This is a genomic window from Pseudonocardia sp. NPDC049635, from assembly GCF_040659795.1.
GTDB lineage: Bacteria > Actinomycetota > Actinomycetes > Mycobacteriales > Pseudonocardiaceae > Pseudonocardia.
Genome location: NZ_JBFAON010000006.1, coordinates 118,394 through 144,058, shown reverse-complemented (window position 1 = coordinate 144,058; position 25,665 = coordinate 118,394). Strand labels below are relative to the sequence as shown.

Below are 25,665 nucleotides of genomic sequence, written 5' to 3'. Positions count from 1 at the left end.
GGGCGATCCGCGCGGGCGCCGCCCGCAGCGCCCGCGCCCGGCCCCGGACACACGTCGGCGCCGCCCGGCAGAGCCGAGCGGCGCCGAAGCGAGCAGCCAGGTGAGCGCGTGGACGTCAGGCCTTGACGCGGCGTCCGATCACGACCCGGTAGATGCCCAGCAGCAGCAGCGACCCGAGGATCGCGATGATCCAGGTCTGGAAGCTCCAGAAGTTCTCCAGTCCGACGCCGAAGATCGCGCTGCCCAGGAACCCGCCGACGAGCGCACCCACCACACCGATGCCGAGCGTGACGAGGATTCCGCCCGGGTCCTTACCCGGCATGATCGCCTTCGCGATAGCTCCTGCGAGCAGTCCCAGCACGATCCATCCGATGATGCCCATCTTTTCCTCCCCTAGCCGGTCTGCCCTCACGACAGACCAGATGATCACTGGTCCGAGCTGACATGGAGTGACCAGTGGAACGCCGATCGAAACGTCGCCGAGAGTAAACCCCCCGACCGGACCTGGCATGCAGGAAACGCCCCTGGATACCCGATTCGGGGTCCCCGGATCGAGAGGAGGGTCGTCCCGGAGGCGCGAGCCGGGGAGGATGGTGTCCATGACCGGGCTGACCACGGCGAACGACCCCGTCCCCGCGCTCGCGCTGGACCGCGCACGCCGCCCGGACGGGAGGTTCGACCCCGCGTTCACGACCGCCCTGCGGGAGGCTCTGCACCACATCGGTTTCCTGCGCCTGCACGGATTCGGTGCCGCGCCCGGCCAGGTCAGGGAGCTGATGGCGGCAGCGGGCGCGTTCTTCGACCTGCCTCCGGAGCAACGCCTGACACTGGACAACCGGGAGTCGCCGCACTTCCGCGGCTACACCCGGCTGGGCCACGAGATCACCGCCGGCCGGCCGGACGCCCGTGAGCAGATCGACTTCGGCCCGGAGCTCCCCGCCCGGCCCCGCGCCGAGTGGGACGAGCCGTACCGACTACTCGAGGGACCCAACCGCTGGCCCGACGACTCCGTCCCGCAACTGCGCGCACGGGCGCACGACTGGGCCGAGCTCATGTCGCGGGTCGCCACCGAGCTGACCAGGGCACTGGCCGCCGGGCTCGGACTGCCCGAGGACCACTTCGATCCGCTGTTCACCGGTGAACCGCACTGGTTCGGCAAGGTCATCCGCTACGTCGGCCCGCCGGACGGTGCGGAGCTCGCACCGGACGCGCAGGGCGTCGGACCGCACGCCGACTGGGGCTTCCTGACCCTGCTGCTGCAGGACCCGGACGGCCCGGCGAGCGGGCTCCAGGCACGCCCGCCCGGGTCCGACTGGGTGGACGTCCCACCGCACGGCGACTCGCTGGTCGTCAACGTCGGCGAGATGCTGGAGGTCGCGACCGACGGCTACCTGGTCGCCACCCCGCACCGGGTGCTGGCCTGCGGCCCCGGGGCCACCCGGCAGTCGGTCGGGTTCTTCTGGTCCCCCCGGCTCGACGCCCGCCTCGATCCGGTGCCGCTGCCCCCCGACCTGGCGGCGCAGGCACCGGGGGTGCACGAGACGGCGCAGAACGCGTTGCTGCCCCGCTTCGGGGACAACGCGCTCAAGGGATGGCTGCGTTCGCATCCCGAGGTGGCGGCCCGGCACCACCCTGATCTTGTGCGGGCCGCCCGGGGTACGGTGGACGCAGAATCGGTCCAGTGATCCGCTCGCGGACCGCGCCCGCGGAGGCGTTGACAGGGGGCAGGGCAGGCTGGTTGACTCGCAGGTACCGTGTTCCACGTCACACCGTGTGACGGCTGTAACCGCCTGATCACGAAGCGTGGCTCGGCCACGAGGCGTGACGGGGCCGTTGGCATTCGTCCCGGCCACCACCACGCGATGACCTGCGCGCCGCACCGCACCCGCGCGCCCACGCACGTGCACGATCCTTCCTCGGCGGCAGGATCGTGTCCCCTCCGCGCCCCCGGGCTGACCTCGTCGCCCGGGGGTGCGGCTCGTCCCTGGGGCCGCCGTGCCCCTACTCGGCTCCGGTCACGGCCACCAGCCCGGCGGCCTCGATCCCGGCCACAGCGGCCGCCTCGTCGTTCAGCGACGCGTCACCGGTCACGCCGACCGCGCCGAGCAGCGCGCCGGAGGCGTCCTTCACGAACACACCCCCCGGCACCGAGAGGATCTTCCCGCCGGCCAGGTTGGCGACCGAGGTGAAGAACTCCGGCGAGTCGGCGGCGCGCGCCGCGATGGCCCGGTTGGTCATCCCCAGGGCCAACACCCCGCTCGCCTTCCCGACCGCGAGATCGGGACGCAGGAAACCGGACCCGTCCTGACGGGCCAGCGCGACGATCGCACCGCCCGGGTCGAGCACCGCGACCGTCAGCGGGTTGAAGCCCTGCTCGGTGCCGTACCGCAACGCCGCGGCGGTGATGGTCTGTGCCTGCTCCAGGGTGATCGTCATGACCGGCACCCTGCCATCACCGGTGCGCGGACGCTCAGCGCGGGGTGAGTGCGACCAGCGGGATCGTCCGGTCGGTGGCCCGCTCGTAGTCGGCGAAGCCGCCGTTGTTCTCCTTGATCCAGGTCCAGATCCGGTCCCGTTCGTCACCCGGGAGCTCGCTCGCCCGGACCTGCTTCGTCGCGACCTGACCCGCGCCGTCCGAGACCTCCACGACGACGTCCGGGTGGGCCTTCAGGTTGTGGTACCAGGCCGGGTGCTCCGGCGCGCCGCCCTTCGACGCGACGACGACGTACCGGTCACCGTCGGCGAACCAGCGCAGCGGGGTCACGCGCTCGATGCCGCTCCTGGCGCCCACGTGGTGGACCAGGATCATCGGCAGGCCGGTGAACGGCTCACCGACCTTCCCGTCGTTCTCCCGGAACTCGCGGAGCACACGGCTGTTGAAGTCCTCTGCCATGCCGGTGATCTCACCACGGAACGCGTCACGCCGGGGCGCCGCCCGGAGCGAACACCACCCATCCCGCGGTCACCGTCGCCGCGACCGAGACGAGCACGAAGAACGCCGCCCACACGCCACCGGACAGCGGGGTCAGCTCGGCGAGCCGGTCGGCGTCGGAGTGCCGCAACCGCCCGCCACGGCGGCCGCGGCGCAGCTCCACGCATGCTTTCACCCCGCCGAACAGGAGGAACCAGCTCAGCGCCGCGGCGAAACCGGTCCGCAGGTCCTCCTCGGCCCGCACCGCGACCAGTACCAGCAGCGCGCCGGTGGCGACGACGGCGAGCCCGCCGTAGACGTTGCGGATCTGCAGCAGCGTGGCGGCCAGCAACGCCGCCCCGATCCACAGCATCGCGCCCGCGGCGTCGGCACCGACCAGCACGGCGCCACCGAGGCCGAGCAGCGGCGGGAAGAGGTAGCCGGCGAGGAACATCACGACCACCCCCGGGCCACGACCGGCACCGGTGGAGTAGGTGACGCCCGAGGAGTCGGCATGCAGCCGGATACCGGCCAGCCCGCGCCCGACCAGCACCGCGACCAGCGCGTGGCCGCCCTCGTGCGCGATGGTCACCGCGGTCCGGGTCAGCCGCCAGGTCGGCCGCCAGGCGACCACCACCAGTGCGAGCGCCGCCGCCAGCAGCGACGCCGGCCGCGCGGCGAGCAGCTCGTAGCCTCGCGTGATCAGCTCCAGGGGGGCCACCCGACCAGTGAACCAGTGCCGGAGCCCTCCTCAGACGGCGGCCAGCACCTCCTCCGCGACACGCAGCGCGGCGCCCCCGCCCGCGGCGGCGCCCGGCAGGTACATCAGGTCGACGAAGGCGTGCGGGACCTCGGTCTCGTCGCGGACCCGGCACAGCGTCGACGCGGCATCGGCGACCGTCGACCCCGGCGGCAGGTTGACCCGGAGCACCGCGCCGATCGCGGCGGGATCGCGCCCGGCCTCGGCCGCCGCGGCGCGCAGCTCCGCCCACGGCCGCGCGACGGCCGCGTCCAGATCCCGGACCCCCGGCGTCACCACCGGCAGGAACCCGTCGGCGCGCCGCGCGATCCGGCGGCGCGCCCGTGGCGCCCACCCGGCCAGGTAGACCGGGATGCCGTGCGGCTTCACCCGCACGTGCGACGGCGCGATGGTGGCGGTCGGGCCGTCGTGGGCGACCGGGTCGTCGTTCCACCAGGTGTCGAGCACGTCGAGCGCCTCGTCGAGCCGGTCACCGCGCTCGGCCATCGGGACGCCGACCGCGGCGTACTCCTCCGGCGACCAGCCCGTCCCCAGGCCCAGCAGCAACCGCCCGCCGGACACCCGGTCCACGGTCAGCGCGTGCCGGGCCAGCACCGCAGGCGGGTACCAGGGCGCGTTGAGCGTGCTGGTGCCCAGCTGCACCCTGGTGGTGACGGCGGCCGCCGCGGTCAGCAGCGCGAGCGGATCGAGCGAGGCCCGGAACACCTCGGGCACCGTGTCGGAACCGCCGTAGCCGACCGACGGTTCGACCGCCGCGAGCAGCCGGTCACCGGCCCACAGACTCGCCGCCCGAGCTCCTCGGCCCCCGCGGCGAACCGCATCGTCTCGTCGGCCCTGGCCGCGGCCGCCCCGAACTGCGGCAGACCGAATCCGATTCGCACTTGACCTCCAGTGGCTGGAACCCGCGACGCTGTTCCCGTGACCGCACCGCACACCAGTGATCATCCCGTGTCGCTGACGATCGGCCAGTTGGCCCAGCGAACCGGGCTGCCGGTACGCACGATCCGCTTCTGGTCGGACGAGGGCCTGGTGCCCTCCGACCGGAACGCATCGGGCCACCGGATGTACGACGCGGTCGCCGTGGCCCGGCTCGACCTGGTCCGGACCCTGCGCGAGCTGGGTCTGGGCCTGGGCGACGTGCGCGCGGTGCTGACCCGCCGCCGGGGAGTCGGCGAGGTGGCGCAGGCGCACGTGCGGGCCCTGGAGAGCCGGATCCGAGAGCTGAAGGCGCAGCGCGCGGTGTGCGTGCTGCTGGCCAGGACCGGCACCGAACCCGATGAGAGGAGCGTGACCCTGATGAACGATCTCGCGCGGCTGTCCGCCGCCGAGCGGCAGCACCTGATCGACGAGTTCGTCGACCGGGCGTTCGCCGGGATCCCGGACGACGCCCCCGGCGCCGGTATCGCCACCGGCATGCGCAGCCTGCCCGCCGAGCTGCCCGACGACCCGACCCCGGAGCAGGTCGGCGCCTGGGTGGAGCTGGCCGAACTGGTCCGGGACCCGGACTTCGCGGCCCGCTGCCGGGAGATGGCCGTCGCCGGGGCGACCGCACCCGAGCACCGGGAGCGGCTCACCGACCCGGCGGCGGTGATCGAGCACGCCGGGGCCGCCCGGGCCGCCGGCGTGGCACCGGGCTCGGCGCAGGCCGAGCAGGTGCTCGGACGGATCTTCGACGGCGCCGTGCCGGACGCCGCCGGCCGGGCCGCCGCCGCGGACAGCGTCGACCTGTTCGCCGACCGGCGGGTCGAGCGCTACTGGGCGCTGCTCGGCGTCCTCAACGGCTGGCCGGCCCGGGAGCCGTCGGTCCCGGCGTTCGAGTGGTTCGCGGCGGCGCTGCGCGCTCAGGACTCCCAGCCGTAGAACACCCGCTCGACGACGGCGCGGGCCCGCCGGGTCGTGCGCCGGTAGTCGTCGAGGAACACCCCCGGGTCGCCGCCCGCCGGATAGCCGAGCGCGGCGGCGACCGCGGCCAGCTCCCGCCCCGAACGCGGGAGCTGGTCGCCGGGCTTGCCCTTCACCAGCATGATCGCGTTCCGCGCACTGGTCGCGGCACGCCAGCCCTCCTCGAGCTCGCGGGCGTCGCCGACGTCGATCAGGCCGGCCTCGGCGGCCTCCCGCAGGCCCTCCAGGGTCGAGGTGGTCCGCAGCTCCGGCAGGTCACCGGCGTGCTGCAGCTGCAGCAGCTGCACCGTCCACTCCACGTCCGCGAGCCCGCCGAGCCCCAGCTTGGTGTGGGTGGACCGGTCCGCGCCGCGCGGCAGGCGCTCGGCGTCCACCCGTGCCTTGATCCGCCGGATCTCGGCGACCGAGGAATCCGCGAGCCCGTCGACCGGGTAGCGGATGGGATCGATCAGGGCGGTGAACTCCCGGCCCAGTGCGCGGTCCCCGGCGATCGGCCGGGCCCGCAGCAGCGCCTGGGCCTCCCACACCTCGCCCCACCGGGCGTAGTACTCGCGGTAGGAGGCCAGCGTCCGCACCATCGGGCCGGACCGGCCCTCCGGCCGCAGGTCGGCGTCCACCGGGAGCGCCGGATCGGGGCTGGGCGACCCCAGCAGCCTGCGCACCTTCTCCACCACCCGGGTGGCCCACCGGACGGCGTCGTGGTCGGTGACGCCCTCGGCCGGCTCGCAGACGAACATGACGTCCGCGTCGCTGCCGTAGCTGGACTCGCCGCCGCCGAGGCGGCCCATCCCGATCACCGACAGGGCGGCGGGCCGCTCCTGTTCCGCCCGGAGCACGGCGTCCAGCGTCGAGGCGATCACGGCCTCGTTCACCGAGTTCAGCGCCGCGCACACCGCCTCGACGTCGAGCAGACCCAGCAGGTCGGCGCAGGCGATGCGGAGCATCTCGTGCCGCCGGTAGGACCGTGCCGAGGCCACCGCCGACTCCGGCGACGCCTGCCGGGCGACGGTCGTGCGCAGCGCCACCGACACCTCGCCCGGGTCCCGGGTGAGCTCCGGGCTCTGTCCCCCGGAGGAGGTGGTCAGCATCCGCAGCACCTCCGGCGCCCGCTGCAGCAGGTCCGGGACCAGCGCGGACGTCCCGAGCAGGATCATCAGGCGCTGGGCGACCGCGCCCTCGTCACGCAGCAACCGCAGGTACCACGGGGTCGCGGCGAGCGCCTCGGACACCCGCCGGTAGGCGAGCAGGCCCCGGTCCGGGTCCGGGCTGTGGGACAGCTCGTCGAGCAGCACCGGCAGCAGCGCGCGCTGGATCGACGCGGCCCGCGACACCCCGCCGGTGAGCGCCCGCAGGTGCCCGAGCGCACCCTCCGGGGACACCCAGCCGAGCGCCTTCAGCCGCGCCTTCGCCGCGTCCGGCGACAGGACGGCGTCCGCCTCCTCCCCCGCGAGCCGGGAGACCGCGGACAGCAGCGGCCGGTAGAACAGCTTCTCGTGCAGCCGGCTGACCCGCCGCGCGTTGCGCTGCCACTCCGCGACCAGCACCCCGACGACGTCGCGCCGGCCGTCCGGCCGGATCCGGGCCGCACGGGCCAGCCAGCGCAGCGCGTCGGTGTCGTCGGCGGCGGGCAGCAGGTGGGTGCGGCGCAGCTTCTGCAGCTGCAGCCGGTGCTCCAGCAACCGCAGGAACCGGTACGACGCGGCGAGGTTGGCGCCGTCGTCGCGCCCGACGTAACCGCCCGCCGACAGCGCGGCGAGCGCGACCAGGGTGGTGCCCGAGTGCAGCGTCTCGTCGCTGCGGCCGTGCACGAGCTGCAGCAGCTGGACCGCGAACTCGACGTCGCGCAGCCCGCCGCGGCCCAGTTTCAGCTCGCGTTCGCGCTGGTCGGACGGGATGTTCTCGACGACGCGGGCGCGCATGGCCTGCACCTCGGCGACGAAGTCGTCGCGGGTCGAGACCTGCCAGACCATCGGGGCCAGCGCGTCGACGTAGGCCCGGCCCAGATCGGGGTCGCCGGCGATCGGTCGGGCCTTGAGCAGCGCCTGGAACTCCCAGGTCTTCGCCCAGCGCTTGTAGTAGGTCACGTGCCCGTCGAGGGTCCGGACGAGCGCACCCTGGCGGCCCTCCGGGCGCAGGTTCGCGTCCACCTCGAAGCAGGCCTCCCCGGCGACCCGCATCACCCGCGCGGCGAGCTTCGTCGCCGGCTGGGTCAGCTCCCCCCCGGGCTCGGCCACGAACACGACGTCGACGTCGGAGACGTAGTTCAGCTCCCGGCCCCCGCACTTGCCGAGACCGATGATCGCCAGCCGCAGCTCGTCCGGGGGGTCCTGCTCCGCGACCGCGACCGCCAGTGCCGCCGTCAGCGCCGCCTCGGCCAGGTCGGCGAGCTGGGCGGCGACGTCGTCGACCTCCATCACCGGCAGTGCCGGGTCGCCGACCGCGGCGAGATCGGCCGAGGCCAGCCCGAGCAGCTCGTCGCGGTAGGCGGAGCGCAGCGCGGCCACCGCCTCGGTGCCGGTGCGGGTGGCGCGGGCGCCCCCCGGGGTTCCCGGGGGTGGCGACGCCGGGTCGGCGCCGACCGCACGCAGCAGGTTCGCCGTGCGCCGGGGCAGGTCCGGCGGCGGGTTCCGGCGGTCCGGGGTGTCGGCGAGCAGCTCCCACCGGTCCGGATGGGTGATCAGGTGGTCTCCGAGCACCGTCGAGGACCCCAGTGTCGCGAACAGCCGTCCGCGCAGACCGCGGTCGGTGCGCAGGGCCCGGTCGATCTGCGGCCAGGGCGGGGTCTGCGCGAGCCGCTCGACGGCACGCAGCGCCAGGTTCTGGTCGGGGCTGCGGGCGAGCGCCCACATGATCTCCTCGCAACCGGCGGCGGGGCCGTCACCCGTCCACCAGCCGAGCGTCCGCAGGGTCTCCCCCGCGTCCGGTCCGGTCAGGCCCAGCCGGGCCAGCGAGGTCCCCGTGCGCCGCTCCATCACGGTCGTCGATCCTGCCCCATGACGAGCGGGGCCGACGGACCGCTCCGGCACCGGTCCCCCACGGCCGCGCCCGGCCGGGTCAGACCGCGGCGGCCGAACCGTCTCCGACCAGTGCGGTGACCCGGATCTCGATCCGCATGGTGGCGAGCCCCAGCACGGTCACCCCGGTCTGCGTCCACACCGGGGCGCGCCCGTTCATCCGGGCCCGGAACTCCCTGGTCATGATCCGGTTGTGGTCGTCGCCGATCGCGGCGTCACCCGGCGCGACCTTGTGGTACGAGTTCACGTGCACGACGTCCGCCCAGGTCGCGCCGGCCTCGGCCAGCGTGCGTCCGACGTTGTCGAAGGCCCGCACGATCTCGGTCTCCAGGTCCTCGGCGACGACCAGCTCGTCGTCCCAGCCGCCCTGGCCGGAGGTCTCGATCCGGTTCCCGATGCGCACGGCCTGGCTGTACCCGAGCAGCTCGCGCGCGGTCTCACCGTAACCGGGGGTCACGTGGAAGGTCGCACTCTCAGTCACTTCATGCATGAATTCAATCTACAAGTAACCACTTCACATGTAAAGTGGCGCTGGTGACGCAAGGATCCGAGCCCGAGCCGCGCTGGTTGGACGCGACCGACAAGGCGGCGTGGACCGGCATCGTCTCGATGATCATGTTGTTGCCCGGAAGACTGGAGTCCCCACTGCGCCGCGAGCACGGGCTCACCCTGTTCGAGTACCTCACGCTCAGTCACATGTCCGAGGCACCGGAACGCAAGTTGCGGATGAGCGAACTCGCGTTCCTCACCAACGGGTCGCTGTCCCGGCTCTCCAACGTGGTCAAACGCCTGGAGGGCCGCGGGTGGGTACGACGCTCCCCCGATCCCGACGACGGCCGCTACACCGTCGCCTCCCTCACCGACGCCGGGTTCGAGATCGTCCGCGAGGCCGCACCGACGCACCTGCGCACCGTCCGGGAACTGGTCCTCGACCGGCTCGGTGACGCCGACCGGGAGGTGCTCGGCCGGATCCCCGAGACCCTGGCGTTGTCCTTCCCCCGCGCCGGGCGCTGAGCTCGGCGCCGGACCGAACCTGCTCCCGCACACCACCCGGATGCTCGACGGGTCCGGGCTGCTCGACTCAGCCACCCCGCGGATCGTCGGGTTCCCGTTGTGCGACCGCGGCGAACAGCGCATCGAGCACCGCCTCCGAGGGCAGGTGGCCCGGTTCGACCTGCTCGAGCAGCCTGCCGCCGGCCACCATCGCGACCGTACGCTCGGCCGCGGCGAACGGGATCTGGTCGTCGCCCCGGGAGTGCCACGCGGTGACCGGGCGCAGCACGTCGGCGGGTTCGAAGCCCCACGGGTGCACCTGCAGCCGGGCCTCCAGGGCAGGGCCCACGTAACCGGTGGCCCGGCTCTCCTCGAGCGCCCGGACCAGGTGCGGGACGTCCGGGAACGCGGCGACCAGCCGGTCGTGCGCCTCGGCGAAGGACGCCGCGACCTCGGCCGGGTCCGCGGTGCCGTAGAACTCCCAGGCCCGCAGTGAGGCGTCCGGGTAGAGCCCGCGCACGGCGTCGTCGTAGACGTAGGGCAGGCCGGAGAGCAGCCAGGCCGCACGGACCCGTTCGGGACGCAGGGCGGCGAGCGCATAGGTGTAGGGCGCACCCGCCGAGATCCCGACGACGTCGATCGGCGCGCCCGCGCGGCCGCACAGCAGCTCCAGCAGCGGATCGAGGATCGCGCACCAGTCCGCGACCGCCGTCATCGGCGCCGGCGCGGACCGGCCGTAACCGGGTCGCTCGACGGCGACCAGCCGTACACCGTGCGCCTCGGCGCGGTCGAGCCAGGGATCCCCCAGCTCGGCCGAGCCGAACAGCCCGTGCTGCACCAGCAGCACCGGGCCGTCCGGCGGTCCGTACTCCGCCCGGCCGAGCGGCAGGCCGTGTCCACCCGTGATCGTCGTGCGTTCCACCCGACCGATGCTAAGGCAAGCCTTACCTGATCGGGATCCGACCGTCGTCCGAACCCGTCACAGCACCGGAAGGTAGGTGGCCAGCTCGTGCGGCGTCACGTTCCGCCGGTAGGCGTCCCACTCGGCACGCTTGTTGCGCAGGAAGAAGTCGAACACGTGCTCGCCGAGGTACTCCGCGACCAGCTCGGAGCGCTCCATCACGTCCAGCGCCTCGGTCAGGTTCTGCGGCAGCAGCTCGTAACCCAGTGCCTTGCGCTCGGTGTCGGTGAGCGCCCAGACGTCGTCCTCGGTGGCCGGCGGCAGCTCGTAACCCTTCTGGATGCCGGTCAGCCCGGCGCCCAGGATCACGGCGTAGGCGAGGTACGGGTTGCACGCCGAGTCCAGCGTGCGGACCTCGATCCGGCGTGAGGACGACTTGCCCGGCGAGTACATCGGCACCCGGACCAGCGCGGACCGGTTCGCGTGCCCCCAGGACACCGCCGTCGGCGCCTCGCCGCCGGTGATCAGCCGCTTGTAGGAGTTCACCCACTGGTTGGTGACCGCGGTGATCTCCCTGGCGTGCCGGAGCACCCCGGCCACGAACGCCTTGCCGGTCGCCGACAGCTCGTACGGGTCGTCCGGGTCGTGGAAGGCGTTGTGGTCGCCCTCGAACAGGGAGAAGTGTGTGTGCATCGCCGAGCCGGGGTGCTCGGAGAACGGCTTGGGCATGAACGAGGCCCGCACGCCCTGGGTGAGCGCGACCTCCTTCACGACGTAGCGGAACGTCATGAGGTTGTCGGCCATCGTGAGCGCGTCGGCGTAGCGCAGGTCGATCTCCTGCTGACCGGGCCCGCCCTCGTGGTGGCTGAACTCCACCGAGATCCCCATCGACTCCAGGGTCTCGATGGTGTTGCGCCGGAAGTGCGGTGCGACGTCGTGGCTGGCCTGGTCGAAGTAGCCGCCGGAGTCGGCCGGGATCGGCCGGGAACCGTCGTCGGGGAGGTCGCGCAGCAGGTAGAACTCGATCTCCGGGTGCACGTAGCAGGTGAACCCGGCCTCGCCCGCCTTGTTGAGCGCGCGGGTCAGCACGTGCCGCGGGTCCGCCCAGGACGGCGAGCCGTCCGGCATCGCGATGTCGCAGAACATCCGGGCCGAGTAGTGCTCACCGGAGGCGGTCTCCCAGGGCAGCACCTGGAACGTCGACGGGTCGGGCTTCGCGACCATGTCCGACTCGTAGACCCGGGCGAAGCCCTCGATGGCGGAGCCGTCGAAGCCGATGCCCTCCGCGAACGCCCCCTCCAGCTCGGCCGGGGCGATCGCCACCGACTTGAGATAACCGAGCACGTCGGTGAACCACAGGCGTACGAAACGGATGTCGCGCTCCTCGAGCGTGCGGAGCACGAACTCCTGCTGGCGGTCCATGCGGCGGAGCCTAGGAAGTCCGTGTTACGCGGAGGTTACCGGGGTGTGCGGGGGCCCCGGCCGAGGCACCGGCCACCGCATCGGGGCCCGGCGTCACGACGGCGACAGGGTGCACTCGGCGCCCTCCTGCGGCACCGTCAGGTTCACCAGGTAGTCGATCGCGAGCCGGTCCACACACGGGTCTCCCTGCAGGGACGCGGTGTGCTGCTCGCCGTTGACCGAGATCAGGCTGCCGCCGAGCTGGGCGGCGAGATCGACCCCGGCCTGGTACGGGGTGGCCGGGTCACCGGTGACCGACACCACGACGACCGGCGGGAGCCCGTCGACCTGCGGCACGTGCGGTTCGCTGGTCGGCGGCACCGGCCAGAACGCGCAGGCGTCCCGCGCGCCGACCGGGCCGCGCCCGGTGGACCGGAACGGCGCCGCCTCCTCGGCCCGGGTGGCGAGTTCGAGCGCCTCGGCGGGCTCGGTGAGCGGAGGCTGGTTCACGCAGGTGATCGCCTGGAACGCCTGCAGCATGTTCGAGTACTCGCCCTGCGCGTCACGCCGGTGGTAGAGGTCGGCGAGCTGCATGAGGAACTCGCCGCTACCGTTCGCCACCTGCGAGATGCCCTGCTGCAGGGCGGGCCACAGCTGGGAGACGTAGAGCGCCTGGCTGACCCCGGTCTGCGCGTCGTTGAAGCTCAGCATCCGGCCGTCGCCCGCCGGGACCGGGTCGTCGATCAGTGGCTGCATGATCGCCTGGAACGCGGCCGTGGCCTGCGCCGGGTCGGTGCCGAGCGGGCAGTTCTCGCGGGTGGTGCAGTCCTTCGCGAAGTTGTCGAAGGCGAGCTGGAACCCGGCGTTCTGCTTGACCGTCGACTCGATCGTGGTCTGCGTCGGGTCGACCGCGCCGTCGAGCAGCAGGGCGCGCACGTTCTGCGGGAACGCCTCGGCGTAGGCGGTGCCCAGCTCGGTGCCGTAGGAGAAGCCCGCGTAGGTAAGCTTCTCGTCACCGACGACGGCACGCAGGATGTCCATGTCCTTCGCGACGTCCCGGGTGCCGACGTTGGCCAGCACCTCGGCACCGGTCCGCTCGGTGCAGCGCTCGGCGAACTGCCTGCTGTGCGCCTCGGCGGCCGCGACGCCCTCCGGCGACGGGTCGGCGAAGACCTTCGTGCGGTCCTCGTCGTTCTCCTGGTCGGTCAGGCACTCGATCAGCGGCACGCTGGCACCGGTGCCGCGCGGGTCGAACCCGATCAGGTCGAACCGGTCACCGAGGCCGTTCGCCGCCCAGGTCGAGGCCTGGCCCGCCAGGAACGAGGTGCCCGACGCACCGGGGCCACCGGGGTCGGTGAACAGCGAGCCGATCTTGTCGCCGGTGGCCTTCTTGCGCAGCAGCGCGATCTGCATGGTCTCGCCGTCGGGCTCGGCGTAGGCCTGCGGGACGGTGACCCGGGTGCAGTCGAGCTCCGGATCGGCGTAGGCCGCCTGGTCCTGCGCGGTGGGCGCGTAGTCGGCGCACGGGCCCCAGCTGAGCTCCTGGCCGTAGAACCGGTCGAGGCCCTGCGGCCGCGTGGGATCCGGCGCCTCGTCGGTCGCCCCCGGGCCCGAGCACGCACCGACCAGCACCAGCACCGCCACCCCCAGCGATGCGACGCCCGCGGCCCGCCCGCGCTGCCGGCCGGGAAGCGCTGCGGGACGGGATCGTGAGACGGGTCCGCCGACCCGGGAGCGCAGCATTCGGGGGAGCATGTCCGGAGCATGCCATCGCCCCCCGACGGTCACCGACGCGGCACCGGCTGGTGAGCGTTCCCACACCTCGGCCCGCTGCAGGGCGTTCCGCTGCCACCCTGGGAACAGCCATCGACGGCGAACCCGGGGACCCGTGACCAGCGCGGGCCTCGAGGACGGAAGGAGCTCAGCGATGAGCACTCAGGACCACGGCGAGGTCACCGCGCCCTACCGGGCTCCGGCGGCGCCCCCGAAGCGCACCCGCGTGCACCACCTGCTGCAGTGGAAGCAGGAGGGCAGGCGCTGGCCGATGCTGACCGCCTACGACGTCTACACCGCGGAGATCTTCGACGACGCCGGCATCCCGGTGCTGCTCGTCGGCGACTCGGCGGGCAACAACGTCTTCGGCCACGACAACACGATCCCGGTCACGGTCGACGAGCTGATCGGGCTGACCCGGGCCGTGGTGCGCGGCGCGCGCAGCGCGCTGGTCGTGGCGGACCTGCCCTTCGGCAGCTACCAGGTCTCGCCCGGCCAGGCCCAGGAGACGGCGTTCCGGTTCATGAAGGAAGCCGGTGCGCACGCGGTGAAGCTCGAGGGCGGCGCCCGGTTCGCACCCCAGGTCGAGGCGCTGACCTCGTCCGGTGTGCCGGTGATGGCGCACCTGGGCTTCACCCCGCAGAGCGAGCACGCGCTGGGCGGGTTCCGGATCCAGGGTCGTGGCGACGGGGCCGACCGGCTCGTCGAGGACGCGCTGGCGCTGCAGGAGGCGGGCGCGTTCGCGGTCGTGCTGGAGATGGTGCCCGCCGACGTGGCGAAGCGGGTCACCGCGGAGCTGCGGATCCCGACCGTCGGGATCGGCGCCGGCCCGGAGTGCGACGCCCAGGTGCTCGTCTGGTCGGACATGGCCGGGATGAACCGTGGGAAGGTGCCGCGGTTCGTGCGCCGCTACGCCGACGTGGGCGGGGTGCTGCACCGGGCGGCCACCGCGTTCGCCGCCGACGTGCGCGGCGGCGAGTACCCGGCCGAGGAGCACAGCTACCACTGACGACCACTGACACCACTGCCCCGGTCCGGGGCGGGCCGGGCGCGGCCCGCCCCGGACGGCTCAGGCGCCGTGCGGTGCGGTCACGATGCCGGGGATCCCGCCGCCCGCGCGGTGCCGGGCGAGCATCCTGGTTGCCGGGTTCTCCCGGCGGGTGAGCAGAACCTGCAGCGACGCCAGCCGCTCGAGGTGCCCGGGTTCGCCACGCAGCGCGGTCGCCGCGGCGTCGAGCACGGCCTGGGAGCCGCTGCGGATCGCCGGGTCCGACCAGCCACGCAGCGCGGCGCGCCGGTGTGCGAGCGCATCCGGGGTACGCCGGCGCCCGGTCAGCGTGCCGTCGCGCAGCACCCCGGTGAGCAGGCTCAGCAACGCGCCCGGCAGCCCGGCACGCCCACCGTCGGCGGGCTCCTCCCCCGGCAGCACCGCCACCGCGTCGAACGCCTTGAACTCGATCCGGCCGATCTCACCCGGGATCGCGGCGTGCCGGGTGAGGCTGGGGTCGGTCGGCAGCAGCGTCGCGGCCGGGTCCAGATAGGCGAGCGCGGCCGGGCGCGGCCCGGTCCGCCGCGACGTCCGCGCCGACTCGCCGACCCAGGGCCGGCCGTCGCGGAACGGCGACGAGAACGACCACGGCACCAGGTAGGGGCTGTAGTAGGTGAGCTTGGCGGCGGCGTCGGCCAGGTCCGCCGGGTCGGTCCCGCACTCCGGGAAGGACAGGTTGAGGTCCGGCCCCCAGGTGACCATGTGCAGGTGGGCGGTCCGTTCCTCGGGCGAGGACGCCATCAGCGTGCGCTCGTGCGCGTTCGCGGGCGGGTCCAGGCGGTAGGCCGAGCGCGCCGGGTGGAACCCGAACGCGACGGGGCGCAGCCCGTGCCGCGCGGCGACCCGGGCGAGCAGCTCGGCGTCGGCGCACAGCGCGGATTCGGCGGCCTCGACCGAGTCGTGCACGGCCGTGCGGATCTCGATTCCCTTCGGATCGAAGCGCCACAGCTCACCGTGCTCGTCGAGCCGCTCGTAGCCCTCGGCGTACCAGCGCTTGCAGCGGATCCCGGCGTCACCGATGCGCAGGTCGTGCTGGTCGTCGGGGAGCTCGGGCAGCTCGTCGACGACGGCGGCGACCTCGGCGTGGCTCAACGTCGCGAAGTCGGCGAGGGAGCCGTCCGCCCGCAGCAGGGCGAGCTCGTGCTCGATGCCGTACCGCACCGGCCCCCGCACGATCACCCCCGGCCCGCCTGTCATGGTGAGCCTACCGGCGCGCCGCCGCGTCGGGATGTGATCCGGACCCGGCCGTGCTCACCCGTTCCGCCCTGGACAACACCGCGTCGAACGGTCAGCCTGGTGACGGCAGCCACACCAGGTCCGCCCGGACCCGGATCACGGGAGGCGTCATGAGGTTGGGTCGCAAGATCTCCGAGGGATTCGCCGTGGACCACGAGGCCGACCGGATAGCTGCGGCGCAGGAGGCCCCCCGGCCCACCGCCGCCGAGCCCGAGTTCGCGGACTGGTCGCCGGTCGATCACGAGCACCCGGCGCGCTCGGGGTCCCGCGAGGACTGATCGCCGTGCGCGGCCCGTTCCACCGCACACCGCGGGAACACCCGACCGGCCCGCTCGACGGGCACAAGCTGGCCTTCCCGATGCTGTCCGCCGACGGCACGCGGGCCGGTTTCAGCGGTGTCACGCTCGGCCGGGCGCACGTCTACCGCACCGTCGACGACGCGGTGTGCGCGCACGGCTGCCGGCACGCCTGCCCGTCCCGCTGGTGCGACTGCGGCTTCTACTGCTTCCACTCCGACACCGACGCCCGCGAGCTGGCCTGCGCCCCGGAGCACCAGGGCTCGGTGCTGCTCGAGGTCACCGTGTCGGGCCGGTTCCGCCGCTACGAGCTGGGCCTGCGGTACGCCCGGCAGCGGGTCCGCTCGATCCGGATGCGGCCGTGCCGGTGCGGGGCGGCGGTGTCCGCGCTGGCCGACACCGGCGCGGGCCAGCGGGGCTGGCGCCGTCTCGAACCGGTCTGCGGCCGCTGCGCGGGCGCCCGGCCGGTGCTGACCCCGGACCGGTTCGCCCGGCTGGCCGGGATCGAACGGTTGCCCGACGACGTCCCGGCCGGGCCGCTGGCCCCGGTCGGCGGTGCGGCCGAGCGCCTGCTGGACGACTCGGCGTTCGGTGGGCGGGACCCGATCGAGGGCGACGCGGTCGCGACGGCCGGTGCGGTCACCGTGCTCACCGCCGAGATGGCACTGCTGCAGGCCCGGCTCGACGAGATGGCCCGTCAGCTCGGCCGGGCCACCGCGCGGCTCGACGAGCTGGAGGGGCGGGACTGAGCCGTCGGACCGCCGTCACAGCCAGGACGGCAGCGGCCCGGGCAGGTTGCCCCCGGCATCGCGTACCCCCTTGCCGAACGGCCGCCCGAGCAGCCAGGCGATGAGGTCCGGGGCACGGCCCCGGACCGTGCCCAGGTCCGTCGGGGCCGTCCCGTCGGCGCCGGCGGGCCCGGGTCCGAACTCGAGCACCTGACCGGTCCGTGACTCCTCCAGCCGGACGCGTGGGCACCCGGGTGTGCGTTCCAGGTGCGCGGCGACGTCGGCCACCAGTACCCGGCGCATCGGGATCGGCAGGTCCTTGAACGATGCACCGACGTCGAGGTCCACCGCGTGGATCCACACCTCCCTGGCGCGCAGCCAGGGCACCGCCCTCGCCGGGATCTCGATGCCCTGCGCGGTGCGGACCCTGGCCGACCAGGCCCGCGCCGGCATCGTCCGCACGGTGTCGGCCAAGCGGTCGGACGAGGCGATGACGTCGGCCCGGATCCGGTCGGGGTCACGCGCGGCGCCCGCGGCGATGTCGGCGTCGCGCGCCTGGGGGCTGCGGTAGGCGGGCGTCTCGGTCCCGGTCCGCGCCCAGCTCAGCAGGTTGCACATGGCGTCGGCGTTGCGGGCGACGTGGGTGAGCACGTGCGCCCTGGTCCAGCCGCCGAGCAGCGACGGCGCGGTGAACGCCTCGTCGCCCATCCGGGTCATCAGGCCGCGCAGGTGGGCCTGGCCGTCGCCGGCCCAGGCCAGCGAGTCCGGCAGCGGCGGTGGGACGGCGGGTCCGGCAGCGGGTTCGGCGGCGGGCAGGCCCCCGCTCACCGCACGGACCGGCAGACGTTGCGGCACTCACCGACCCCGTCCACCGCGGTGACGATCTCGCAGCCCTCGGTCAGGTAGCGCGGCGGCGTGCGGGCGTCGCCGACGCCGCCGGGGGTGCCGGTGGCGATGACGTCACCGGGGTTGAGGGTGAGGATCGTGGACAGGTACACGATCAGGTCGACGACGCCGAAGACCAGCTGGTCGGTGGTCGAGTCCTGCATGATCTCGCCGTCCAGCTCGGAGCGGATGCGCAGCGCGCCGCCGTCCGCCGGGTCGGCCGGCAGCTCGTCCGGGGTGACCAGCTCGGGCCCCAGCGGGGTGGAGTGCTCCCAGGTCTTGCCCTGCAGGAACTGCTTGGTGCGACGCTGGTAGTCGCGCATGCTCACGTCGTTCAGCACGGTGTAACCGGCGATCGCGGCCCGGGCCGCCTCGGCGTCGGCGTGCCGGACCGACCGCCCGATGACGACGGTCAGCTCCGCCTCGTAGTCGACCCGGTCCGACTGGGCGGGCAGCTCGATCTCGTCCCGCGCCCCGATCAGCGCGGGCGCGAACTTGCCGAAGATCGTCGGGTACTCGGGCAGCTCGTTGCCCATCTCCAGCACGTGATCGCGGTAGTTCAGCCCGATGCAGATGATCTTCTCCGGGCTGGGAACGAGCGGCGCGTGATCCAGCCGGGCGGCGTCGTGCACCGGGCCGTCGGCGCCGGTGGCGTGCTCGAACCAGTCGGGGCGCTCGAGCAGCGCACGGACGTCGGCCTCCCCCGTCTCGACGGCGCTGTCGCCGTCGATGCGCACCGCCCGGTGCCCGGTCGCGGTGCGGATCGTCGCGAGCCTCATCGTGAGCGTCCCTCCAGTGGATCCGTCGGCTGGGTCGACGGCCGTGTCGTCACCACCGCCGCCTGCGTCCGGCTGAGAGTCTGCGGCACCGCCTCCGGTGACCCCACCCCAGGGGTGGGGTCACCGGAGGCTCAGATGGCGGCGGCCTCGTCCTCGGCCTCCCCGCCGCGGACCGGGAGATCCGCGAACACCGCGGGCGGCTCCCGCCAGGCGTCCTGCGGGGCGCCGGACCGGGCGGCGGTCACCGCCCGCCACACCCGCTGCGGGGTGCACGGCAGGTCGATGTGCCGCACACCGAGATCGGCGAGCGCATCGACCACCGCGTTCTGCACCGCGGGTGTCGAACCGACCGTCGCGGACTCGCCGATCCCCTTCGCCCCCAGCGAGTTCAGCGGCGTCGGGGTCTCGGTGGTCGCCACCTCGAACTCGAACAGGTCGGCCGCGGTCGGGATCGTGTAGGCGGCCAGGCTCGAGGTCAGCGGCTGGCCCTCCTCGTCGAACAGGACCTGCTCGTGCAGCGCCTGGGCGATGCCCTGGGCCAGGCCGCCGTGCTGCTGGCCCTCGACCAGCAGCGGGTTGAGGATCCGCCCGCAGTCGTCGACGGCGACGTGGCGCAGCGGGGTGACCCGCCCGGTGTCGGTGTCGACCTCGACGACCGAGACGTGCGCGCCGAACGGGAACGTCGGCCCGGCCTGCCGGGAGTCCAGACCCACGTGCAGCTCCTCCCCCACCAGCGCGGCCCGGCGGTGCACCTCGGCCCAGCCCACGGTCGGGCCACCCGGCACACCGGAGACGCCGAACCGGCCGTCGTCGGTGATCCGCACGTCGTCGGCGGAGGCCTCCAGCAGCGACGCGGCGAGCTTGCGGGCCCGCTCGTAGAGCTCGTGCGCGGCCTCGGCCACGGCGGTGCCGCCCAGCTGCAGCGAGCGCGACCCGCCGGTCCCCGCGCCACGTGGGACCAGCGCCGTGTCGGACTGCACGTACCGGATGTTCTCCAGCGGGATGCCCAGCCGGTCGGCGACCAGCATCGAGAACGACGTCGCGTGCCCCTGCCCGTGCGCGGAGGTCCCGGCCGACACGGTCGCGGTGCCGTCCTCGTGCACGGTCACCGAGCCGTACTCCCCGCCACCCCCGCCCGCGGTGATCTCCACGTAGACGGCGGTGCCGATGCCGAGGCGGACCGGGTCGCCGGCGGCCCGCCGGCGCGCCTGCTCGGCGCGGAGCTCGTCGTAGCCTGCGATCCGCAGTGCCTCGCGCAGCGGCAGGTCGTAGTCGCCGACGTCGTAGGTCGCCCCGGTCGGCGTGGTGTGCGGGAACGCCGTGGGATCCAGGAAGTTGCGCCGGCGCAGCTCCACCGGGTCCATGTCCAGCTCGACCGCGGCCACGTCGACCAGGCGTTCCAGGTGCGCGGCGGCCTCCGGGCGGCCGGCGCCGCGGAAGGCACCCATCGGCGTCGTGTTGGTCAGCGCGGCGACGGCGTCGTAGCGCAGCGCCGGGATGTCGTAGACCCCGGTCGCCATCAGGTAGGTGGTCCGCAGCGGCAGCGCGCCGCCGAACCCCGCGTACGCGCCGGAGTCACCGATGACCCGGGCGCGCAGGCCGGTCATCCGGCCGTCGCGGGTGAGACCCAGCTCGTAGTAGCCGACCTGGCCGCGGCCGTGCGGCATCGACACCATGTTCTCCGAGCGGGTCTCCACCCAGGTCAGCGGGCGGCCGAGCGCGCGGGCGGCGACGGCGACCGCGGTGTGCTCGGCGAGCACACCCGCCTTGGCGCCGAACCCGCCGCCGACGTGCGGTGCGATCACCCGGATGTCGCCGGGTTCCAGGCCGAGCAGGCCTGCCAGCTGGGCGCGGAAGCCGTGCGGCATCTGGGTGGAGACGTGCACGGTGAGCGCGAACTCGTCATCGGGCCCACCGGGTTCGACGGCGATCGCGTTGCCCTCCAGCGGCACCGCCGCCACCCGCTGGTTCTCCATCCGGACCCGGACGACCACCTCGGCACCCTCGATCGGGTCCGGCCCGGGCCCACGCTCCCCGGCCGCGAGGTTGCTGCCCAGCTCCGGGAACTGCAGCTCGGCGCCGTCGGCCAGCGCCGCTTCGGGATCGGTGACGGCGGGCAGCGGGTCGTAGTCGACCTCGACCAGCTCGGCCGCGTCCACCGCGGCCGCCCGGCTGTCGGCGACGACGAGCGCGACCGCCTCACCGACGAACCGGACCCGGTCGGTCGCCAGCGGCGGGCGCGGGATCTCGGGGTTGAGCACCATCAGGCCGTGGTGGGCGGGCAGGGCGAGATCGGCCGCGGTGTGCACGGCGAGCACCCCGGGCGCGGCCGCGGCCGCGGTGGTGTCGATGCCGGTGACCAGCGCGTGCGCCAGCGGCGACCGGACGAAGACGACGTGCGCGAGCGAGTCCCGGCGCAGGTTTCCCACATAGGTGCTGCGGCCGGTGATCAGGTCGGCGTCCTCGACGCGGCGGACCGATGTTCCCAGGATCGAACCAGGCATGTGAGCCACGCTACCGGACAACCGGAGGGCCGTCCGGTTAGCCGGCGCGGCGGACGGGTCACGTCGTCGCGTGCGTCTCCACCTGCGGTCACCGGCCGGGACGGCCGGTAGCGTCCCGGCCATGCCCGAGTTCCACCACACCGACGTGCTCCCGCTCGGTCCGGACGACACCGAGTACCGCGAGCTCGACCTGCCCGCGGGCGCCGTGACCGAGGCCGCCGGCCGCACCTTCCTCGAGGTGCCGCCGGAGACGATCACCGGACTGGTCCGCGCCGCCGTCACCGACATCCAGCACCTGCTGCGGCCCTCGCACCTGCGGCAGCTGCGCGCCATCGTCGACGACCCGGAGGCGAGCGGGAACGACCGGTTCGTCGCCATGGACCTGCTGCGCAACGCCTGCGTCTCGGCCGGCGGCGTGCTCCCGATGTGCCAGGACACCGGCACCGCCATCGTGGTCGGCAAGAAGACCGAGACCGTGCTGACCGGTGGCGACGACGAGGCGGCGGTCTCCCGCGGCGTGTTCGAGGCCTACCAGGAGCTGAACCTGCGCTACTCGCAGATGGCGCCGCTGAGCTTCTGGGAGGAGAAGAACACCGGGACCAACCTCCCGGCCCAGGTCGAGCTCTACACCAAGCCCGGCCGCGACCCGTTCTACGAGTTCCTGGTCATGGCCAAGGGCGGTGGATCGGCCAACAAGACGTTCCTCTACCAGGAGACGAAGGCGCTGCTGAACCCCAAGCGCCTCGCCGCCTTCCTCGACGAGAAACTGCGTTCGCTGGGCACCGCGGCCTGCCCGCCCTACCACCTCGCGATCGTCGTCGGCGGCATGTCCGCCGAGTACACCCTCAAGGTCGCCAAGCTCGCCTCCGCCCGCTACCTGGACAACCTGCCCACCGAGGGCTCGCCGCTGGGGCACGCGATCCGGGACACCGACCTGGAGCAGCAGGTGCTGGAGCTGACCCGCAACTTCGGGATCGGCGCCCAGTTCGGCGGCAAGTACTTCTGCCACGACGTACGCGTGATCCGGCTGCCCCGGCACGGCGCGTCGCTGCCGGTCGGCGTGGCGGTGTCCTGCTCGGCCGACCGCCAGGCCAAGGCGAAGATCACCCCGTCCGGGGTGTACCTGGAGCAGCTCGAGCGCGACCCGGCCCAGTACCTGCCGGACACGGTGTCGGAGAACCTGTCCGACGAGGTCGTGCGGATCGACCTGAACCGGCCGATGGACGAGATCCGGGCCCAGCTCTCCCAGCTGCCGGTGAAGACCCGGCTCTCGCTGACCGGTCCGCTGGTCGTGGCCCGCGACATCGCCCACGCGAAGATCGCCGAGCGGCTGGACGCGGGCGAGCCGATGCCGCAGTACCTGCGCGACCACGCCGTCTACTACGCGGGCCCGGCCAAGACCCCCGAGGGGTACGCGTCCGGCTCGTTCGGCCCGACCACCGCGGGCCGGATGGACTCCTACGTGAAGCAGTTCCAGGAGGCCGGTGGGTCGCTGGTGATGCTCGCGAAGGGCAACCGGTCCCGGCAGGTCGTCGACTCCTGCGCCGCCAACGGCGGGTTCTACCTGGGTTCGATCGGTGGCCCCGCGGCCCGGCTCGCACAGGACTGCATTCGCAAGGTCGACGTGCTGGAGTACCCGGAGCTCGGCATGGAGGCGGTCTGGAAGATCGAGGTCGAGGACTTCCCGGCCTTCGTCGTGATGGACGACAAGGGCAACGACTTCTTCGCCGACACCTCGGCACCCACCCTGCAGGTCTCGTTCCGCAGCTGAGGCACGCCGGCCCCCGGCCGACCCCGCACAGGGCGTCAGGCCAGCTTGCGGGGGCCGGCGTCACGGCGGCTGGGCGGCCGCCCGACCGTCACCCTGGCCCCGGTCACGAATGCACCCTCCGGGGACGCCAGCACCGGGTCCAGGGCCAGCGACCGGATCTGCGGGATGTCCTCGGCGAGCCGGCCGATCCGCAGCACGACATCCTCCAGCGCGGCCGTGTCGACCGGCTCGGTGCCGCGGTAGCCGGTCAGCAGCGGGGCGGCGCGAGGCGCCCGGATCAACCGGCGGGCGTCCTCGGTCGACACCGGCAGCACCCGGTAGGCACGGTCGTCGAGCAGCTCGGTCGCCATGCCGGAGAGGCCGAACGCGAGCAGCGAACCGAACGACGGGTCGTCGACGACCTCCAGCTTGCAGGACGTGCCCTTGGGAGCCATCCGCTGCACGTACACCTCCCCCGACCCGGTGACCCGGGACAGCTCGGCGTGCGCCACGCGCACAGCCTCCGCCGAGGCCAGGTCCAGCCGGACGCCGACGAAGTCCCCGCGGTGCCGCCACTCGTCGGCGGTCGCCTTGAGCACCACCGGGTAGCCGACCCGCTCGGCCGCGGCGACCGCGGCGTCGGCGCCGTCGACCCGCTCGAAGGCGACGACCCGTAGCCCGTAGCAGTCGAGCAGCTCGACCGCCTCGTCGTCGGTCAGCTGGTGCTCCGCGTCCGGCCCGAAGGAGGCGACCAGCCGCCGCGCCCGTTCGGTGTCGATCCCCTCGGGGACGACGAACTCGCCGACCGGCGTGTTCCGCCAGGCCGCGTACCGGGTGACCCGGCCGAGGGCCGACGTCGCCCGTTCCGGGCTGGCGTAGCTGGGGACCGAGCCGCGCCCGGGGGTGCCGTCGGCCTGCGGTACCGACAGCTCCTCCGGTATCCCCTCCGCGGCCAGGAAGACCGCGATCACCGGGACCCCGGCGCCGTCCGCCGCCTCGCGCAGCGCATGCGCGTGCGCCGTGCCCTCGACGGCGACCGGCGGCACGAACACCGCGATCAGCGCGTCCGGATGTCCCGGGCCCTCCAGCGCGGAACGCACCGCATCGGCGAACTCCGCGGGCGACGCCCGGGTGCCGACGTCGATCGGCTCGGCGGCAGGCTCCAGCCCCTCGTCCAGCAGGCCGTCGGTGACCAGGAGGTTCACCGCCGTCGAGTTCCCGACGACGCGGACCCGTCGCCCGGCGGGCAAGGGCTGGTAAGCGAGCAGCAGCGCGGTGTCGAACAGCTGCGGCAGGGTCTGCACCCGGATGACACCGGACTGCTCGAACAGCGCCTGCACGCTGGGCTCGTCGATCGGCGCGGCGACCGAGGCCAGCGACGGCAGTGGCCCGGTGTGCCGGCCGGACTTCACCGCGACGATCGGCTTGGTCCGGGCCAACCGGCGGGCGACCCTGGCGAACTTGCGCGGGTTGCCGAAGGTCTCCAGGTAGAGCAACACCTGGTCGGTGGCCGGGTCGGTCTGCCAGTACTGCAGGAGGTCGTTGCCGGAGACGTCGGCGCGGTTGCCCGCCGACACGAACGACGACAGGCCCAGCCCGCGGCTGCGCGCGTTCGCCAGGATCGCGGTGCCCAGCGCACCGGACTGGCAGAAGAAGCCCGTGCGGCCCGGGCCCGGCAGCGCCGGGGCGAGCGTCGCGTTGAGCCGGACCGCCGGATCGGGGTTGGCCACACCGAGCGCGTTCGGCCCGACGACCCGCATGCCGTGCGCCCGGGCCTCCGCGACGAGCCTGCGCTCGGCCACCGTGCCGCCGCCACCGGCGTCGGCGAACCCGGAGCTGATCACCACCAGCGCCTTGACGCCCTTGGCCAGGCAGGAGTCCATGACCTCGTCGATGTTCGCCGCCGGGACGGCGACCACGGCGAGATCCACCTCGTCCGGGATGTCGATCACCGACGGGTAGGCGCGCACGCCGCGCACCGAACGCGCGTCGGGGTTGACCGGGTAGACCGGGCCGGTGAACCCGGCCTGCAGCAGGTTCGACAGGACGGTGTGGCCGAGCTTGGTCTCGTCCGCCGACGCCCCGATCACCGCGACCGAACCGGGGTGCAGCAGGTTGGCCACGCTGCGCGCCTCGGCGGCCTGCTCCCGGGAGTCGCGCACCGCGATCGACTTCTCGGTCGGGTCGATGTCGAACTCCAGGTGCAGCACGCCCTCGGCGAAGGCCCGTTTGACCTGGTAGCCCGCTTCCCGGAAGACCCGGACCATCGCATGGTTCTCGACCAGCACCTCGGCCTCGAACCGGGAGAGGCCGTTCTCCCGGGCGGCCGCGGCGAGGTGCTCCAGCAGGATCGAGCCGAGCCCGCGGGACTGGTGGTCGTCGCGCACGACGAACGCGACCTCGGCGGAGGTGACCGGCTCGTCGGTCCCGGCCCCCTGCGCCGCGGCCGCCGAGCCGTTGGCGGTGAGCCCTTCGTACCGGCCGACCGCGATGATCTCGTCACCGAGCAGTGCCAGGAACGCCACCCGGGTGCGGTGGTCCACCACGGTGAACCGCTCCAGGTCGCGGGGCGAGATCCGCGGGTAGGGGCCGAAGTAGCGCAGGTAGCGGGTGCGGTCGGAGAGCTTGGCGTGGAAGGCGAGCAGGGCGTCGGCGTCGGCGGGGGTGATCGGGCGCAGATGCACGATCCCGCCGTCGGAGGCGACGACGTCGGCCTCCCACTGCCGGGGGTAGGGGTGCTCGTGCTGCGGGTCGTCGTCGGGCATGGGTCCGTCCTGTCCGCCG

At 73.7% G+C, this 25,665-nt stretch carries 22 protein-coding genes; 7 read left to right on the top strand and 15 right to left on the bottom strand.

Annotation, left to right across the window (positions count from 1 at the left end):
• Positions 1 to 115: 115 nt before the first annotated feature.
• A complete protein-coding gene (locus AB0J24_RS10265; RefSeq protein WP_358678465.1) occupies positions 116 to 382 on the bottom strand; it encodes a GlsB/YeaQ/YmgE family stress response membrane protein in 267 nt (88 codons plus the stop codon).
• 217 nt (positions 383 to 599) lie between these two features.
• Here AB0J24_RS10265 and AB0J24_RS10260 point away from each other — a divergent pair, with 217 nt between their 5' ends.
• On the top strand, positions 600 to 1,685 hold the full coding sequence (locus tag AB0J24_RS10260; protein WP_358678462.1) for a 2-oxoglutarate and iron-dependent oxygenase domain-containing protein: 1,086 nt from the start codon (positions 600 to 602) through the stop codon (positions 1,683 to 1,685).
• Positions 1,686 to 2,001: 316 nt separating this feature from the next.
• On the opposite strand, the gene AB0J24_RS10255 is transcribed toward AB0J24_RS10260, so the two are convergent.
• The 4 genes from AB0J24_RS10255 to AB0J24_RS10240 are packed head-to-tail and all read right to left on the bottom strand — an operon-like array spanning position 2,002 to position 4,616.
• The gene (locus tag AB0J24_RS10255; protein ID WP_358678460.1) at positions 2,002 to 2,436 is read right to left on the bottom strand and encodes a heme-binding protein; all 435 of its coding nucleotides are present in this window, start codon (positions 2,434 to 2,436) and stop codon (positions 2,002 to 2,004) included.
• Between the two features lie 34 nt (positions 2,437 to 2,470).
• Complete coding sequence (locus tag AB0J24_RS10250) at positions 2,471 to 2,893, bottom strand: nitroreductase family deazaflavin-dependent oxidoreductase (protein ID WP_358678457.1); 423 nt, start codon at positions 2,891 to 2,893, stop codon at positions 2,471 to 2,473.
• A 25-nt stretch (positions 2,894 to 2,918) separates the two neighbouring features.
• On the bottom strand, positions 2,919 to 3,632 hold the full coding sequence (locus AB0J24_RS10245; protein WP_358678455.1) for a M50 family metallopeptidase: 714 nt from the start codon (positions 3,630 to 3,632) through the stop codon (positions 2,919 to 2,921).
• Between the two features lie 30 nt (positions 3,633 to 3,662).
• Positions 3,663 to 4,616, bottom strand: a complete 954-nt coding sequence (locus tag AB0J24_RS10240; RefSeq protein WP_358678452.1) for a TIGR03619 family F420-dependent LLM class oxidoreductase — start codon at positions 4,614 to 4,616, stop codon at positions 3,663 to 3,665.
• Here AB0J24_RS10240 and AB0J24_RS10235 point away from each other — a divergent pair.
• Positions 4,590 to 5,531 (top strand): MerR family transcriptional regulator, encoded by a 942-nt coding sequence (locus AB0J24_RS10235; RefSeq protein WP_358678450.1) that lies wholly within the window; start codon positions 4,590 to 4,592, stop codon positions 5,529 to 5,531. The genes AB0J24_RS10240 and AB0J24_RS10235 overlap by 27 nt on opposite strands.
• On the opposite strand, the gene AB0J24_RS10230 is transcribed toward AB0J24_RS10235, so the two are convergent.
• Both AB0J24_RS10230 and AB0J24_RS10225 read right to left on the bottom strand, forming a co-directional pair.
• Entirely contained in the window at positions 5,513 to 8,548 is a 3,036-nt protein-coding gene (locus AB0J24_RS10230; RefSeq protein WP_358678447.1) for a bifunctional [glutamine synthetase] adenylyltransferase/[glutamine synthetase]-adenylyl-L-tyrosine phosphorylase, read from the bottom strand. The genes AB0J24_RS10235 and AB0J24_RS10230 overlap by 19 nt on opposite strands.
• 79 nt (positions 8,549 to 8,627) lie before the next feature.
• A complete protein-coding gene (locus AB0J24_RS10225; RefSeq protein ID WP_358678444.1) occupies positions 8,628 to 9,077 on the bottom strand; it encodes a Rid family hydrolase in 450 nt (149 codons plus the stop codon).
• 44 nt (positions 9,078 to 9,121) lie between these two features.
• Here AB0J24_RS10225 and AB0J24_RS10220 point away from each other — a divergent pair, with 44 nt between their 5' ends.
• Entirely contained in the window at positions 9,122 to 9,601 is a 480-nt protein-coding gene (locus AB0J24_RS10220) for a MarR family transcriptional regulator (protein WP_358678440.1), read from the top strand.
• Positions 9,602 to 9,668: 67 nt separating this feature from the next.
• On the opposite strand, the gene AB0J24_RS10215 is transcribed toward AB0J24_RS10220, so the two are convergent.
• The 3 genes from AB0J24_RS10215 to AB0J24_RS10205 all read right to left on the bottom strand — a co-directional run bounded on the left by AB0J24_RS10215 (position 9,669) and on the right by AB0J24_RS10205 (position 13,637).
• Positions 9,669 to 10,502 carry an alpha/beta hydrolase gene (locus tag AB0J24_RS10215; protein ID WP_358678437.1) on the bottom strand — a complete coding sequence of 278 codons (834 nt, stop codon included), beginning with the start codon at positions 10,500 to 10,502 and terminating at the stop codon, positions 9,669 to 9,671.
• Between the two features lie 57 nt (positions 10,503 to 10,559).
• A complete protein-coding gene (gene glnA, locus AB0J24_RS10210; protein ID WP_358678434.1) occupies positions 10,560 to 11,903 on the bottom strand; it encodes a type I glutamate--ammonia ligase in 1,344 nt (447 codons plus the stop codon).
• Positions 11,904 to 11,996: 93 nt separating this feature from the next.
• Positions 11,997 to 13,637 (bottom strand): alpha/beta hydrolase, encoded by a 1,641-nt coding sequence (locus tag AB0J24_RS10205; RefSeq protein ID WP_358678431.1) that lies wholly within the window; start codon positions 13,635 to 13,637, stop codon positions 11,997 to 11,999.
• A gap of 172 nt (positions 13,638 to 13,809) precedes the next feature.
• Between AB0J24_RS10205 and panB the strand changes: the two genes are divergently transcribed.
• Positions 13,810 to 14,664, top strand: a complete 855-nt coding sequence (gene panB / locus AB0J24_RS10200) for a 3-methyl-2-oxobutanoate hydroxymethyltransferase (RefSeq protein WP_358678429.1) — start codon at positions 13,810 to 13,812, stop codon at positions 14,662 to 14,664.
• A 60-nt stretch (positions 14,665 to 14,724) separates the two neighbouring features.
• Here panB and AB0J24_RS10195 read toward each other — a convergent pair whose 3' ends face one another.
• Positions 14,725 to 15,900: a glutamate-cysteine ligase family protein gene (locus tag AB0J24_RS10195; RefSeq protein ID WP_358678426.1), complete on the bottom strand. Its 1,176-nt coding sequence runs from the start codon at positions 15,898 to 15,900 to the stop codon at positions 14,725 to 14,727.
• A 149-nt stretch (positions 15,901 to 16,049) separates the two neighbouring features.
• Between AB0J24_RS10195 and AB0J24_RS10190 the strand changes: the two genes are divergently transcribed.
• Positions 16,050 to 16,217 carry a hypothetical protein gene (locus tag AB0J24_RS10190; RefSeq protein WP_358678423.1) on the top strand — a complete coding sequence of 56 codons (168 nt, stop codon included), beginning with the start codon at positions 16,050 to 16,052 and terminating at the stop codon, positions 16,215 to 16,217.
• A 5-nt stretch (positions 16,218 to 16,222) separates the two neighbouring features.
• Positions 16,223 to 16,984 (top strand): hypothetical protein, encoded by a 762-nt coding sequence (locus tag AB0J24_RS10185; protein WP_358678420.1) that lies wholly within the window; start codon positions 16,223 to 16,225, stop codon positions 16,982 to 16,984.
• Between the two features lie 15 nt (positions 16,985 to 16,999).
• Here the strand turns inward: AB0J24_RS10185 and AB0J24_RS10180 are convergent, their stop codons facing one another.
• The 3 genes from AB0J24_RS10180 to AB0J24_RS10170 form a co-directional block, all read right to left on the bottom strand.
• Positions 17,000 to 17,791, bottom strand: coding sequence for a maleylpyruvate isomerase family mycothiol-dependent enzyme (locus tag AB0J24_RS10180; protein WP_358678417.1), 792 nt, complete (start codon positions 17,789 to 17,791; stop codon positions 17,000 to 17,002).
• Positions 17,788 to 18,627, bottom strand: coding sequence for a fumarylacetoacetate hydrolase family protein (locus AB0J24_RS10175; RefSeq protein ID WP_358678414.1), 840 nt, complete (start codon positions 18,625 to 18,627; stop codon positions 17,788 to 17,790). The genes AB0J24_RS10180 and AB0J24_RS10175 overlap by 4 nt, the downstream gene beginning before the upstream one ends.
• A gap of 131 nt (positions 18,628 to 18,758) precedes the next feature.
• Entirely contained in the window at positions 18,759 to 21,131 is a 2,373-nt protein-coding gene (locus AB0J24_RS10170; RefSeq protein ID WP_358678411.1) for a xanthine dehydrogenase family protein molybdopterin-binding subunit, read from the bottom strand.
• Positions 21,132 to 21,252: 121 nt separating this feature from the next.
• On the opposite strand from AB0J24_RS10170, the gene AB0J24_RS10165 reads away from it, so the two are divergent.
• Positions 21,253 to 22,902 carry a fumarate hydratase gene (locus tag AB0J24_RS10165; RefSeq protein ID WP_358678408.1) on the top strand — a complete coding sequence of 550 codons (1,650 nt, stop codon included), beginning with the start codon at positions 21,253 to 21,255 and terminating at the stop codon, positions 22,900 to 22,902.
• 35 nt (positions 22,903 to 22,937) lie between these two features.
• Here the strand turns inward: AB0J24_RS10165 and AB0J24_RS10160 are convergent, their stop codons facing one another.
• Positions 22,938 to 25,646, bottom strand: coding sequence for a GNAT family N-acetyltransferase (locus tag AB0J24_RS10160; RefSeq protein WP_358678405.1), 2,709 nt, complete (start codon positions 25,644 to 25,646; stop codon positions 22,938 to 22,940).
• Positions 25,647 to 25,665 lie beyond the last annotated feature (19 nt).